Below are 13,149 nucleotides of genomic sequence, written 5' to 3'. Positions count from 1 at the left end.
CCGAGGCCCGCCCTAAGGCTAGCGCTGGGGCAGGGCGCGGGCCAGTTCGGGTGGCAGCGCAGGCAGCACCGGATACACCGTGTCCAGCCCCGGCACGGGCCACAGGTAGGGGGTGTAGGCCGTGCCACTGGGCTGCGCAAGATAGCCCGTCGTCGGCGTCCAGGGGGTCAGGCGCTCATGGTCGCCGGGGGTGAACACGGCGGCGTAGCTGCGGGGATTGTTGTAGCCCGGTTCCTGCACGAAGGCCACCAGGAGCGGTTCACTGGCGCGGAAACTTAGCGGGCGCGAGCAGTGCGTTATGGCGGCGTCCACATCGCCTACCACCCAGTCGGCGGGCAACTCACTGCGGCCCGGCATCTGCTCCGGGTGGCGGCTCCAGTCGTTCTCTCCCGCGAAGCCTGTAAAGCCGCTGTCGTATTTCAGAAAAGACTCGGTTTGTTTCATCCCCCGGCAATCGATGCGCACCGGCGGAAAGAGGGCCAGCGCCACTGCGCCCAGCAGCCATAGCCAGGGGGCCAGCGGCGGGGCTGCTGGGGTTCGGGCAGGCCGGGTGCGCCACAGCCACCACAGGGCCGCCAGGACAGACGCAGGCAGCGCGGCGCTGACCAACACGCCTAGGGGGCCGAACGGCAACGGGTTGTGCGGGCTGAGGGCCATGCGCCCGTAAGCGACCAGGGCGAAGGCGCCCCACAGCGTCGCTCCAGCCAGCGCCACGCCGCCTACCGAGCGCCCGAAAGCACGCCCACTGCCTGTCGCTTCGGCCCAGGCCAGCGCCCCAATGACGGCGCACACCAGCAGCCAGGGCCACCACACCCCCCAGAGGAACCAGGTGACCAGATACCCGCTGGCCAGGGCGAGGAGGGGGAGGGCAAAGGGGGGCAGGGTCATCGCGGCATCTCCTCCAGTGCAGCGGCGACTTCGGGTGGGAGGTGGGGATAGGCGGGAGACACGTTCCATCCTGGCACAGGGTAGGTCCAGCCCGCCTGCGACTCCAGCGAAAAGGGTGAGCCTTGCACCTCAGCCCACTGGGTCAGCTTGCGGTGGTCGCCCACGCTGAGCGGCGGCATAAGTGGTCATGCCCGGCTGCACCTTGTCGGTGAGGCGAACCAACAAGAGTGGCTGCACCCGCTCCCACGAAAAGGGCGTTCGCTGACACCCCACCACGCCTGCAGAGACCCCGGCCACCACAAAGTCAGCTGGCAGCTCGTTGCGGTCTGGCAGCTGCGCGGGCTGCCTGACCCAGCGTGGCCCCGTCAAACTGCCCTGGAAGTCGCTGCCGTAGCTCAGAAAGTCGTCTTCTTGCAGCCCTCTACAGTCCACCCTGACCGCCGGAACAGCGGCGAAGACCAAGACCCCGCCCAGGAGGAGCCAGGGAGCCGCTGGGGTCCGCAGAGTCTGACTGTTACGGCGGAGCCAAGCAAAGAGACGGCGCAGCAACAGCCAGGAAAACGATGCCCCCACCACCGCCAGCGGCAGCAGGATGTGCGCCCACTCGAAGCCCGAGTGAGACTTGAGCGTCAGCGCAGCGGCAAAGAGGCTGCCAGTGAATCCCAGCACCCCAAACATTGCCAGTACCAGCCGCAACAGATCGGCTATACCTGCCTCCTGCCGCTCGGCGTAGGCCAGCGTCAGCATCAGTCCGGCCAGTCCTACCGTCAGCGTCCCAGGGTCCAACCCAAAGACGAACCACCCCAGCAGATAACCGGCGGGAAGTGCCAGGAAGAGAAGAGGCGGCACCCCTGCACGTTAGCGTGCACAGAGTGTAGGCCGCACGGTTCCCTCATCTGTGTGAACGACTGGCCTGGATTGGGTGGGCGTGGCCCCCATCCCGGAATACGGCTGACCATTGCTGCACGTCCTGCCCCTGCTCCCAGTCTGCTACTCGCGCACCTCCGCCCCGGTCTTCTCGCGCAGTTCGTCCAGGGTCACGCCGGGGGCCAGTTCTACCAGCCGCAGGCTCTGCGGGGTCACGTCCAGCACGCCCAGATCGGTGATGATGCGGTCCACCACGCCCTGACCCGTCAGCGGCAGGGTGCATTCCGGCAGGATTTTGTGCGCGTCTCCTTTAGCGACGTGTTCCATCAGCACCACCACACGCTGCACACCCGCCACCAGGTCCATCGCGCCGCCCATGCCCTTGACCATCTTGCCGGGAATCATCCAGTTGGCCAGGTCGCCGCGCTCAGACACCTGCATGGCCCCCAGAATCGCCAGATTCACATGCCCGCCCCGGATCATCCCGAAACTCTCGGCCGAGTGAAAAAAGCTGGCTCCTGGCAGCGCGGTGACCGTCTGCTTGCCCGCGTTGATCAGGTCGGGGTCCACCTCATCTTCAGTGGGAAAAGGGCCGATGCCCAGCAGGCCGTTTTCCGATTGCAGCCAGACGTCCATGCCCTGTGGGATGTGGTTGGCGACCATCGTGGGCAGGCCGATGCCCAGGTTCACGTAAAAACCGTCCTGCAATTCCTGTGCGGCGCGCTGCGCCATTTCTTCGCGTGTCCAAGCCATGTGGTGCTCCTTTCGGAGCGTTGATGGAAGAGGGGAGATGGTTGAGAGAAGTCCAGTTCCAGCAACCATCACCTCTCAACCGTCAACGCGTCGTTCTTTGTTCGATCCGCTTTTCGGGTTCGGTGTTGAGGATCACCCGCTGCACGTAGATGCCGGGGGTATCGATCTGATCGGGGTCCAACTGGCCTACTTCCACGATTTCTTCGACCTCGGCCACGGTCACGCGGCCAGAGGTCGCCGCCAGCGGGTTGAAGTTCTGCGCGGTCTTGCGGTACACCAGATTTCCGGCCTTATCGGCCTTCCAGGCCTTGACCAACGCCACATCGGCCCGAATCCCGCGTTCCAGAATGTAGGTTTCGCCGTCAAAGTCCTTGTGCTCCTTGCCCTCGGCGACCACCGTGCCCACACCCGTCTTGGTGTAAAAGCCGGGAATGCCCGCGCCCCCGGCCCGCATCCGCTCGGCCAGCGTACCCTGCGGTGTGAATTCCAGTTCCAGTTCGCCGGCGAGGTACTGGCGCTCGAATTCCTTGTTCTCGCCCACATAGCTGCTGACCATCTTGCGAATCTGGCGCGACTGCAGCAGCAGGCCCAGACCCCAGCCGTCCACACCGGCGTTGTTGCTGACCGCGGTCAGGTTCTTGACGCCGCTGTCACGCAGGGCCAGGATCAGCGCTTCGGGAATGCCGCACAGCCCGAAGCCGCCGACAGCCAGCGTCTGTCCGTCTGCCACGATTCCTTGCAGGGCCGCCGCAGCGCTTGGAAATACCTTGTCCATGTGCCGACATTGTAGCGGGCGGGCCGGGGGGCGAGCAAAGGCAGGCCAGGGCCAAGCCGGGTTTCCTTACCGACTCCATAAAGTGGCAATACTGGGAATCAATAAATCCATCTGGGATGTTACGCTCACAGCGTATTACGTCCCAGACAGAGTTTTCCGCGCTAGACTGCCGACTATGCGAATTCGCCTTGACCCCTGGCCGGTAGATACCCAGAATGCTCAGCTGACGCTGAAACCGTTCGCCGGACGGGTCTACGACGTGGAATCGCCGCGCTGGGAAGCCGTGGCGGCGTGCCCGCTGCCGGAGTCGCTGCGGCAGGTGTTGGTGGTGGACGGCCGCCCACGAATGGACGCCCGGCTGCTGCTGGAAGATGACGCTGGACGCCTCAGTGTGGCCGGCTTCGGGGCTTACGCGGTGGGCGCGGTAGACCTCTGCCCCCACGGCCACCGTCAGGCCCGCTTTCATGGCGTGGATATGCAACGGGTCATGGCTTTTGGCGGCGACCTGCAACTCAGTGCTGAGCGGCTCAGCCCACGGAACCCGCAAACCGGTGAGCTGATCTACCAGCCGCAGTCTTTTAGCGGCACCGACATTCTGGGCGCACAGGCGGCCATCCAGAAACGGATGCTGGATACCGAGCGCGCCCTGGCGCAGGCCCTGGCCTCGGCCTTGCCACTGGAGGAGGACGACCCCGACGAAGCCCCCGAAACACTGGTGCTGCAAGACGGCCCCGTGCGGGTGGGAGAAGCGGGCCGGGCCGTGGTGGGCTACATCAAGAGCCTGCACACCGATTACTTAGGCGAAGACCGCAACCCACTCTTGATGAACCTGAAGTGCGGCGAGCGTACGCCGATCCTGCGCTTCACGCTTGGCGACCGGGGTGAAGGCAACGAGGCCTCTGGCCGCGAGCAGCGCTTTACCTGGTATGTCCGTCTGGCGGACGCGCGCTTTTATGAGCATCCGCTGGCGGGAGTCATGCGCCTGGAAATGCACGCTCCTGAGGACGCCGACTTTGTGCCGCGTGCCGTGCGCGATATTGCCGATCTGTCGGGCACGCTGCTGCGCTGCCTGGGCAGCCAGCCGCACAAAGATGGCCGCGCTCCGCAGAACCTGGTCCCCACCGCCGCGCTGGAGCAGGAGATGAGCCGCCGCTTGGGCAACGCCGAACTGGTGACGCGGAGAATCCGGGCGCACCTGGCCCAGCAAAGAATGACGGCCTGACCCTACATTTCCGTGACGAGGCCGGGGGGAAGGGGAAGAGGCCTAACGAGTTACGGTAGCCCGGCCCCCTTGAAGCAGCCGTAACGACCGAACCCATGACACTTTTGAACGTTGGAGCAATGAACCATGACTGAATTTGCCAGCCCTGACTCTGCCAGTCCGCCGGGTCAGAACATCGGCCTGATTATGGGCACCGAAGACGCCACCCCCACTGGATTCTGGTTTGCTGTCCTGCCTGGCGCATCGGTCCAGATGGATGACCTGGTGGCCGTGCAGACCACCAAGCCCGACGGACGCCCGGTGCGGTTTTTCGGGATTGTGGACCATGTGCGGACCCGTCATGAGGGCGTGCGGTTCGATTCCGACGTACACGACGTGATGGGCGGCATCTTGCCCGCCAGTGTGAGCTATGCGGCGCGGGTGCTGGTCACGCGGGTGGACCCCGAAGACTTTATTCCGCCCCAGCCCGGTGATCCGGTGCGGCACGCGGTAGGCGATGAGCTGGCTTTGGCCCTCAGCGCCGACAAGATGGATGACATCTTTGCGGGGGGCCTCTTGGCTGACGGTCAGGTGCTGCCGCTCAACTACCAGTTCGTGAACGGTGAGCAGGGCGGCCACATCAACATTTCTGGGATTTCTGGTGTGGCGACCAAGACCAGTTACGCGCTGTTCTTGCTGCATTCCATTTTCCAGGGGGGGGTGCTGGCGCGGCGGCAAGAAGGCCACAACACCCGCGCGCTGATCTTCAATGTGAAGGGCGAAGACCTGCTGCACCTGGATAGGCCCAACGCCAAGGTGAATGAAAAAGAGGGGCGGGTGAGCGCCCGCAAAGGCTACGGCAGCGAGGGCCGCTACGCCCGCTTGGGGCTGCCACAAGCGCCGTTTCAGAATGTGCAGTTTCTGGCCCCACCGCGCAGTGCTGGTGGTGACGCCATTTTGCCAGACGTGCAGCAGCGCACGACCGGCGTGGGTGCCTTTGTTTTCTCGCTGCGCGAGTTTTGTCAGCGGCGGATGCTGCCCTACGTCTTTTCGGACGCAGGGAGCAGTCTGAACCTTGGTTTCGTGATCGGCAATGTGGAGGAGCGCCTTTACCGACTGGCACAAGAGCAAAAAGGCAGTGGCACTGGCCTGCATGTGTCTGACTGGCGGCCCGAAGAGGGGGGTGAGATTCCCGAGGGGCTGACCTTCAATGACCTGGGCGGCATCACCATCACCCGCTTTGAAGACCTGATTTCGTATATCGAGTTCAAGTTGCTGGAAGAAAACGACGGCGAAGGCGACAAGAAATGGGCGCAAAAGCAAAGTCCCGGCACGCTGCGGGCCTTTGTGCGGCGGATGCGCGGTGTGCAGAAGTATCTCAGCCCCCTGATCCGGGGCGACCTGAGCGCCGAGCAAGCCGAGCGCTACCGCCCCAATATCCTTAAAGACGGTATTCAAACCACAGTGGTGGACATTCATAACCTCAGTGGCCCCGCGCAGATGTTCGCGGTGGGCGTGCTGCTGCGCGAGGTCTTCGAGCACAAGGAAAAGGTGGGCCGCCGCGACACGGTCTTCGTGGTGCTGGACGAGCTGAACAAGTACGCCCCACGCGACGGCGACAGTCCCATCAAGGACGTGCTGCTGGACATCGCCGAGCGGGGCCGCTCTCTGGGCATCATCCTGATCGGGGCGCAGCAGACCGCCTCGGAAGTGGAGCGGCGCATCGTATCCAACGCGGCCATTCGGGTGGTGGGCCGCCTGGACATGGCCGAAGCCGAGCGGCCCGAGTACCGCTTCTTGCCGCCCAGCTTCCGGATGCGGGCGGGCATCTTACAGCCCGGTACCATGCTGGTCAGTCAGCCCGACGTGCCCAACCCGGTGCTGGTGGGCTATCCCTTTCCTGCCTGGGCGACCCGCAAGGACGAGGCGGCCGTTCAGGAGGACCGTCCTGAGGAAGAAGTGGGGGAGGAGTGGCTGGGGCTGTAGAAGTAAGTCAGCTCGTCTCAGCGAATCCCCGCCGCCCAGCCGCCGCTTGAGCAGCGCCACTTGTCCGCTGTGATAGGCAGTGTGGTCAGCGATCAGCAGCACTGAGCGCAGATAAGTGTGCCCCGGTTCCTGCGCGTGGGGAACCGGAGCCAGCAGATTCACGCCAGGGTCATCAACCAGCGCGCGGAAATGCCCTTTGGTCCTCTGGGTCGCAGGCTCATGGCCCGGCTACTGTCTAACGGACCCTCCCTCAGCCCTGTGCCTCTGCCAGGGCCCGCTCAAAGGTCTGCAGCATCTCCGCGCCGTACAGCACCAGCCGCACTTCCAGGTCGCCATTGTGTTCTAGATCATCCAGAATTGTTCGCACTGCTATTGGCGCTGCCTTCTCTGGCGGGTAGCCGTACACGCCCGTACTCAGGGACGGCAGCGATACCGACGCGCAGCCCTGCTCGCGGGCCAGCCGCAGCGAGGCGCGGTAGGCTCCGGCCAGCGCCTCGGCCTCGCCTGCATTTCCGCCACGCCAGACCGGGCCGACCGCGTGAATGACATACCGGACCCCCTGGCGCGATAGGTCAAATGCTGGGGTAACAACTGCGGTTCCCGTGGGTGTGCCGCCGATTCTCCGAACGGCGCGCAGCAGCTCCGGCCCGGCGGCGCGGTGAATCACACCATCTACCCCGCCGCCGCCGACCAGTGAGGCGTTGGCGGCGGTAGCGACCGCACACGAGGTTTCGCCTGCGATATTTCCCTGGACCAGTTGCAACATGGAGTCAGTCTAGAGGTCATCCGGAACAGGGGTGTGAGGTCCAAGCCAGTCTATGCCTCCTCGCTCTCCTGCGGAGCTGTGCCCGTGTGCTCGCCTACAACCTGCGGAGGTGCAGCCATCTCCGTCATCTTCCGATTCGGCCTCTAGAGCTGGTCGCAGACACCGGGATCAGGCGCAAGCATATAGTGGCCAGATGACCGACCCCCGTTATCCGATTGGTCCGGCACCGCAACAAGGAGCGCTGACCCCCGACCAGCGGCGTGAACGGATTGCTGTGTCGGACCGCCTGTCTGAAGAGCTGCGGGCCAGGGCCGCCGCGCAGGTGACCCTGGACGGACTCCTTTCCTTGGATGCTCGGCACAGTCAGCCTCACCTGGCCCACCTGGATCTGGTGGCGGGCGGTCCGCCAACCCCATGACCCGGCAGGATCTCCTGATCTGGTTCACGCTCTCCTTTTTCTGGGGAGCGTCCTTTATTCTTATCAAGCTGGCGGGCGAGAGCTTTTCACCGCTGTGGGTGGCCTTTTTACGTTGCGCCTTCGGGGCGGCGGTGCTCTGGGCGGTGTTTGCCTGGAAGCGTCCAGCGCTACCGACCCGTGAGGTGTTCTGGCCGCTGCTGACTGTGGCGCTGCTGAACAACGCCGTTCCCTGGACGCTGTTCGCCTGGGGTGAGCTGACGGTGTCCAGTGGGATCGCGGCCATCCTGAACGCCACCACACCGCTGTTCACGTTGCTGGTGGCCTGGCTCCTCAAGGACGCCCACGTGAATTCACGTATGACGGTGGGGGTCCTGCTGGGGCTGGTCGGTGTCGGCCTGACCGTGTCAGGCAGCCTGATTGGTGGCAACGCCACGGCACTGGGTCTGGCCATGATTCTGGCGGCGGCGCTGTCCTACGCGCTGGCGAATACCCTGGCCAAGTCCCGCCTGCAGGGCTACGCCCCGCTTGGCATAGCTACCTTGCAACTGACCCTGTCCGGTCTGATGCTGCTCGTCCCCGCACTGCTGAGCGGCTTTCCTGCGGAGGTGACGGCCAAAGCGCTGGCCAGTGTCGCCGTCCTGGGGATCTTCGGATCGGGGCTGGCCTACCTGCTGTTCTACACGTTGTTGTCGCGCACTTCAGCCACCCAGGCCAGCGCCATCACCTACATTCTGCCGATCTGGGGCATCTTCTGGGGCGTGCTGGCCGGGGAACGGTACGGCCTGCTGCCGCTGCTGGGAGTAGCCGTGATTCTGGCCGGGCTGACCCTGATGAACCGCACGCCCCGGCACCGCCCCTGAGCCGTTCAGGCCCTTACTCGGTCCAGTGCGGCACAAAGCTGGCGCGGTTATCGGTGACGCGCCCCCGTCCCTCACGGATGCCCAGGCCGCACACCTCGTCACCTGCGGCCCAGACGCCCAGCACCGGGTAGCGCGGGCCATCCGGGGCTGGGTAGGTGGGCAGCTCCGTATAGGCCTGTTCAATCAGGGGATACCCTGCGTAATCGCCGGGGGTCATGGCCTGACCGGGCAGGATAATGTTTTGCCCCTCACGGGAATACAGCGGCTTTTGCACCGCTGGCCCCTTGAGGGTGCCGGGGGTCAGGCTGGCGGGCAAAATGCTTTCGTCATCTGGGTAAAGGTCGTGCAGCACGGCCAGCAGCCCCTTAGAGCTGGTCACGGCCTTCCAGAGCGGCTCGATAAAGCGGGTCCGGGTCGTGGCCAGCGCCTCGCCGTCGCGGGCATCCCAGGCGAACTCGAACGGCCACAGCCACATCAGATTCCGGATGGGCCGGGGCCAGCCGTCCAGCAGATACGGTTCGTGCGGGGCCAGGCCCAGGCGGTCCACGGGCAGGTAAGCGGTCTGGAGACCTGCCGCGTTGGCCAGTTCGCGTAGATAGGTCACGGTGGCCAGGTCCTCGTCGCTCAGCGCCGAGCTGAAGGTCACTTCGCTTAAGGACCGTTCGCTGCGCAAATGTGCCCACTGCTCGCCCAGTGCTTCGTGAAGGGTGTTCCACTGCCCGGCCTGAGACGGCAGTTCGGCTGCCGCCTGCCGGTCTTCCAGCCACTGCCACTGGCACACTGCGGCTTCTAGCAAACTGGTCGGCGTCTGCCCATTGACCTCCAGCAGCCGGGGTGGTTCGCCGGGACAGTAGGCCAGGTCCAGCCGCAGGTAGACGCTGGGGTCATCGCGGTCCCACGACTCACGCACCGCATCTTCCATAAAGTCGGGAATGCCCAGTTCGGCCAGCCGCCCCTGGGTGATCGCGTACTCGGTGGCGGTCAGCACCTGACCCGTGAGGCGCTGCGCGGTCCGCTCCAGGTCAGACACCTCGGCGGCGGAGAACTGGTAACCCGCATCCTCGGCCCAGTAGGGAACCGGATGATCTGGCGCGGTGCCGTGCCATAACATGCCCACCGCTTCCAGTCGTTCCTGCCAGCCGGGGCGTGGGGCGAAGGTGCGCCGCCGCATTAGATGAGTTGCTCAGCCACCAAAGCTGCCGCCGGTGCGGTTGCCGTTGGTCCCAGGCAGGATGATGCGTGGCGGCGTGGTGCTGCGGACCGAACCGCTGCCGGATGGACTGCGGACGCTGCCTGTACCCCGCCCTCCGGTGGAAAAGCCCCCGCGTGAAATCTGCGGGGCCTGAAAGCGCCCAGTCAGCTGCCCGTCACGGTCCACCTGATAGCCGGTGCGGCTGGACGTGCCGTCGCCGTTGTACCCGACCACCCGGCCCAGCCCACCGCCCCAGAAGAAGAACCACGGCCCGTAGTAGCCGCCGCCCGCCGTCTGATTTTGGCGTGTACATGGATTTTGCATGCCCTGGTCAATGTACTTCTGGTTGGCCTGGATGCACTCTTCGTAGGTGGCGTAGCTGTTGCGCTGATAGTCGTTCACGTTCCCGCCAGAAGAGGCACAGGACGCCATCAGCGCCGGAAGCGCGGCCAGCAGGGGAAGGTGAAATTTCTTCATTGCCTTTCAGTATGCGCCGCCGCCGATGAAAGTTCCGAGAGATAAGGGAGAATCGGCGGGACCGCAGAGTGCTCCCCGTAAGAATCGTGCCCAGGGTCGGGCGAGCTGTGCCTTAGCCACTCAGCTCAATCATCAGCCGCTGGAGCACCCGCGCCGGGTCATGGCCGCGCTTGAGGTCCAAGTCGGCCTGGGCGATGCGTCCCAGGTGGCGGCGGGCCTGGGCTTCGTTCAGACGGCGGGCCACCGCCAGGGCTTTTTTGACTGGGTAAGGCTTGGCCCCTAGGCGCTGGGCGGCTGCGGCGTCGCTGACCCGCCCGCCTTCCTGGGCGATCAGGCCCACGCAGCGGGCGATCAGGCTGTACTGCCACACCACCGCACCCAGCAGCCGGAAAGGATCTTCGCCCACGCGCAGCAGCCTGCCTAGCTGTTCTAAGGCTGGCACCGGACGTCCAGCCGTGGCCGCGTCCAGCATGACGAACGAGTCGCCTGCCTGTTCGCGGCCCACCACCTCCTGCACGGTTTCGGCATTCAGCCGGGTACCGGGCGGCAGAAAGTGGAGCTTGTTGAGTTCGCTTGCTATCCCCGTCAGATCGTTGCCGAACACATCCGCCAGGTACTGCGCGGCATCTCGTTCCAGCTTCAGGCCCTGTCCCTTGGCGTAAGGCACCAGCCAGCCCAGCACATCGCCGGGGCGCTGCGGGTTGGGGCTGCGGATCAGCTGGCCGTGTTCCTCGTACACCTTGGCGCGGGTGGCGGGAGAGGTAACGTCCAGGACCAAGGCTGGGGCCTGGGCACCGGCCAGCAGGTTCATCAGGTCCCTGGTCGGTTTGACGCCGCTCAGGTCCACGATCACGCCGCCACCGCCAAACAGACTGGGGGCCAGCAGCGGCTCTAGGGTTTCAGGCGTCACCTCGTCGCCGCTCAGGCGGGTCAGTTCGGCGCGGTTGATGCCCTGTGCCTCGGCCCAGTCGCGCAGGGCCAGCTCGGCCAGAAAAGGATGTCCACTAAACGCCGCGAGCATGATGGTTCAGGATAGCGGCTGTTGCACACTGTTATCCCAGTCCCAGGTCCAATTGCTTGGCCACCACGCGCAGCCATTCGGCGGCAGCCTGAGCCGTGGCTGGACGTGCCGCTGGGTGTGGGTCCAGCAGGGCGGCCAGTAGTTCCACCACGGGGGCCGGCCCTGGCCAGTCCTGGCGCACCGCAGTTTGCCCCAGCAGCCAGGGCAGCGGTTGGGGGTAGGGCGGCTCGCCGCTCAGCGCCTCGTACAGCACGGCGCCCAGGCTGTACAGGTCGCTGCGTGGGTCGCCACGTACTCCGCTGAATTGTTCCGGGGCCATGTAATGCGGTGTGCCCATCCGGACTCCAGGGGCCACATCTGCCAAGTCGGCCGCCCAGCTCTGGTCAAAGTCCAGCAGGATGACCTGCTGTGGGCGAAGCGGTTCATAGGCGGCCCAACCACTCAGCAGTAGGTTGTCGGGTTTGAGGTCCTGATGTACCACGCCTCTGCCGTGCAGGTGCTCCAGTCCAGTCAGAATGCCCAGGCCCAGCCGCAAGGTAGCGCATAGGTCCAAGCCGCCAGGCGGCGGCACGGAGAGGATGGTACGTAGGAGCAGGCCGTCGCGCCAGCCGAAGATCAACTGCCGCTTCGAGCGCGCCAGCAACTCCGGAAGCTGTGGGTGATGAAGACGTGCCGCCACCGCGGCTTCCCGTTCAAAAAGGCCCCAGCAATCTTCGTGATCGGTGATCAGCACCTTACTTAGAACCCGTTGGCCACGCCACCAGCCTACTTGCAGGCGCAGCCCTCGCCGTTCTCCCAGCAGCAGAGGCTTCACCATCAGTTGTTCCCCTGGCAGCAGGATCATGGTCAGAGTCGCAGTCTAGACCAGCCGAGCGCGCCGCAGACGAGGGCAAACGGTAGGGGCCGCTGGCAGAATCGGACGAAGGCGGCGGTCTGCAGGCGCGATGGCGCTTGCAGTGCATTGGATGCACTACACGTTTTGAAAAATCGCGGAAGATACTGCTGATGACCCAGGTCGCTGACGAAGAAGCCGTCAGGTGCGATGTCGCTGAGAGTATGCAAAAGTTTGCGCGGATTGACCGGTTCTTCAACGCTGTCGGCATAGGGGGCGAGCAGAAGCCCACCTGGGATTTCGGCGGTGGTGGGTCTGACCCATAACTGACCACCGAATACGGCCAGCGCGGCGTCAGCCTCAATGCGCCTGGACCAGTGCCCTAACAACAATCCAGTGGGGCTTCTGTTCATCAGCAGAAGCCCCACTGGATGTGAGGGAATCAAGTTGGCTGACTTGGGCTGATCAGCGAATGACCTGAATCGAGTTGATCAAGTTGCGCACAGCCGTTTCATTGGCCTTGTAGCCGTCGGTCATGCCCGCAATGGTCACCACCATGGGGCGGTTGTTGACTGAGGTGATCAATTGTTCCAAGCGGCGCTCACCGTTTTGGGTCGGCAGGGTCATGACGAACTGGGCCCACTGGTTGCCGCCGGCCCGCACGATGTCGGTGTTCAGTGTGCTGATGGTGGGCAGCTGGCGGCGCAGCACGGTGGGGTACTGGGTCAGCAGGGTGGTGATTTCGCCCGCGCGCAGCGAGGTGGTGCGGTACTCTAGCGAAATGGTGACCTTGCGGTCCTGGGTCACGAACACCACGTCAGGGCGGGTCGCGGCGTTGGGGAAAGCCCGTGCCAGGCCCGCACCGCTCAGCAGCAGGAAGCGGTCGTCCTTTTGAATGCTGATGGGGAGGCCAGCACCGACGTTGCTCTGGGCGCTAGGGGTGCTCTGGGCGGGCTGGGTCTGTGCCTGGGCAAGAGTCATACCAGAAGCGGCCAGGGCAGCCGCAGTCAACAGGGTGGGGATGGCTTTCATGCTGCCCAGCTTAGCGGGCCAGGCTGACGCGGGTGTGAAGTGGTGATGAGGGCAGCGGCCTAAGACCAAAGATTGCAGCTC

At 64.8% G+C, this 13,149-nt stretch carries 15 protein-coding genes; 4 read left to right on the top strand and 11 right to left on the bottom strand.

Annotation, left to right across the window (positions count from 1 at the left end; genetic code table 11):
• Positions 1-18: 18 nt before the first annotated feature.
• The 4 genes from LMT64_RS05680 to LMT64_RS05665 all read right to left on the bottom strand — a co-directional run bounded on the left by LMT64_RS05680 (position 19) and on the right by LMT64_RS05665 (position 3,283).
• Positions 19-888, bottom strand: a complete 870-nt coding sequence (locus tag LMT64_RS05680) for a spermidine synthase family protein (protein WP_126350854.1) — start codon at positions 886-888, stop codon at positions 19-21.
• Positions 889-1,017: 129 nt separating this feature from the next.
• Positions 1,018-1,737 (bottom strand): hypothetical protein, encoded by a 720-nt coding sequence (locus LMT64_RS05675; RefSeq protein WP_126350853.1) that lies wholly within the window; start codon positions 1,735-1,737, stop codon positions 1,018-1,020.
• A 141-nt stretch (positions 1,738-1,878) separates the two neighbouring features.
• Positions 1,879-2,508, bottom strand: a complete 630-nt coding sequence (locus LMT64_RS05670) for a CoA transferase subunit B (protein ID WP_229253063.1) — start codon at positions 2,506-2,508, stop codon at positions 1,879-1,881.
• A gap of 82 nt (positions 2,509-2,590) precedes the next feature.
• Positions 2,591-3,283: a CoA transferase subunit A gene (locus LMT64_RS05665; protein WP_126350851.1), complete on the bottom strand. Its 693-nt coding sequence runs from the start codon at positions 3,281-3,283 to the stop codon at positions 2,591-2,593.
• A gap of 175 nt (positions 3,284-3,458) precedes the next feature.
• Here LMT64_RS05665 and LMT64_RS05660 point away from each other — a divergent pair, with 175 nt between their 5' ends.
• On the top strand, positions 3,459-4,505 hold the full coding sequence (locus LMT64_RS05660) for a DNA double-strand break repair nuclease NurA (protein ID WP_126350850.1): 1,047 nt from the start codon (positions 3,459-3,461) through the stop codon (positions 4,503-4,505).
• Positions 4,506-4,631: 126 nt separating this feature from the next.
• On the top strand, positions 4,632-6,470 hold the full coding sequence (locus LMT64_RS05655) for an ATP-binding protein (protein ID WP_126350849.1): 1,839 nt from the start codon (positions 4,632-4,634) through the stop codon (positions 6,468-6,470).
• A gap of 250 nt (positions 6,471-6,720) precedes the next feature.
• On the opposite strand, the gene LMT64_RS05650 is transcribed toward LMT64_RS05655, so the two are convergent.
• A complete protein-coding gene (locus LMT64_RS05650) occupies positions 6,721-7,236 on the bottom strand; it encodes a macro domain-containing protein (protein ID WP_126350848.1) in 516 nt (171 codons plus the stop codon).
• Between the two features lie 193 nt (positions 7,237-7,429).
• On the opposite strand from LMT64_RS05650, the gene LMT64_RS05645 reads away from it, so the two are divergent.
• Together LMT64_RS05645 and LMT64_RS05640 are read left to right on the top strand one after the other, a co-directional pair.
• Positions 7,430-7,654 (top strand): DinB family protein, encoded by a 225-nt coding sequence (locus tag LMT64_RS05645; RefSeq protein ID WP_126350847.1) that lies wholly within the window; start codon positions 7,430-7,432, stop codon positions 7,652-7,654.
• Positions 7,651-8,514 (top strand): DMT family transporter, encoded by an 864-nt coding sequence (locus LMT64_RS05640; RefSeq protein ID WP_126350846.1) that lies wholly within the window; start codon positions 7,651-7,653, stop codon positions 8,512-8,514. The genes LMT64_RS05645 and LMT64_RS05640 overlap by 4 nt, the downstream gene beginning before the upstream one ends.
• Before the next feature lie 13 nt (positions 8,515-8,527).
• Here LMT64_RS05640 and LMT64_RS05635 read toward each other — a convergent pair whose 3' ends face one another.
• The 6 genes from LMT64_RS05635 to LMT64_RS05610 form a co-directional block, all read right to left on the bottom strand.
• Entirely contained in the window at positions 8,528-9,685 is a 1,158-nt protein-coding gene (locus LMT64_RS05635; protein ID WP_126350845.1) for a glutathionylspermidine synthase family protein, read from the bottom strand.
• A 12-nt stretch (positions 9,686-9,697) separates the two neighbouring features.
• Positions 9,698-10,183, bottom strand: a complete 486-nt coding sequence (locus tag LMT64_RS05630; protein ID WP_126350844.1) for a hypothetical protein — start codon at positions 10,181-10,183, stop codon at positions 9,698-9,700.
• Positions 10,184-10,295: 112 nt separating this feature from the next.
• Positions 10,296-11,204 (bottom strand): DNA polymerase III subunit delta, encoded by a 909-nt coding sequence (gene holA, locus LMT64_RS05625; protein WP_407647831.1) that lies wholly within the window; start codon positions 11,202-11,204, stop codon positions 10,296-10,298.
• A gap of 31 nt (positions 11,205-11,235) precedes the next feature.
• Entirely contained in the window at positions 11,236-12,048 is an 813-nt protein-coding gene (locus LMT64_RS05620) for a protein kinase domain-containing protein (protein WP_126350842.1), read from the bottom strand.
• 2 nt (positions 12,049-12,050) lie between these two features.
• On the bottom strand, positions 12,051-12,449 hold the full coding sequence (locus LMT64_RS05615; protein WP_126350841.1) for a hypothetical protein: 399 nt from the start codon (positions 12,447-12,449) through the stop codon (positions 12,051-12,053).
• A gap of 52 nt (positions 12,450-12,501) precedes the next feature.
• Complete coding sequence (locus tag LMT64_RS05610) at positions 12,502-13,068, bottom strand: hypothetical protein (RefSeq protein ID WP_126350840.1); 567 nt, start codon at positions 13,066-13,068, stop codon at positions 12,502-12,504.
• Positions 13,069-13,149: the final 81 nt, after the last annotated feature.

This window comes from Deinococcus radiophilus (assembly GCF_020889625.1).
Classification (GTDB): Bacteria; Deinococcota; Deinococci; order Deinococcales; family Deinococcaceae; genus Deinococcus; species Deinococcus radiophilus.
The sequence above is the reverse complement of the archived record's forward strand: the minus strand, read 5'-3'. Positions and strand labels throughout refer to the sequence as shown.